The following is a 324-nucleotide window of genomic DNA, read 5'->3' as shown; positions in this document are numbered from 1 at the left end:
TTCCAGCTGACGGCCTCGGGCCAGCTGTACAACCCGGCCAGCAAGCGCTGCGTCAACGTCTCGGGCGCCGGTCCGACCTGGGGCAACCTCACCCCGATCATCCTGTTCGACTGCGTCAACGGTGCCGCCAACGAGACGTTCCGGGCGACCGCTGACGGCCAGCTCCTGAACCCGGCCAGCGGCCGCTGCCTGAACGTCGCCGGCCCGGGCCCGACCTGGGACAACAAGACCCCGGTCATCCTGTTCGACTGCGTCCCCGGCGCCGGCAACGAGAAGTTCGTGCCGACCGCCTGATCAGGGACGGAGCCCCGTCGGACACGGGTC

General features: G+C 70.1%; 1 protein-coding gene. It reads left to right on the top strand.

Translation table 11 applies throughout. The features are described from left to right. Positions 1-294 (top strand): RICIN domain-containing protein (locus PUR71_RS02830; protein ID WP_329924694.1); only part of this gene is annotated, 294 nt, incomplete at its 5' end. Positions 295-324 lie beyond the last annotated feature (30 nt).

The sequence above is a fragment of the Streptomyces sp. SP17BM10 genome (assembly GCF_036322405.1).
Lineage (GTDB): Bacteria > Actinomycetota > Actinomycetes > Streptomycetales > Streptomycetaceae > Kitasatospora.
This window is presented reverse-complemented; position numbering and strand designations above follow the sequence as displayed.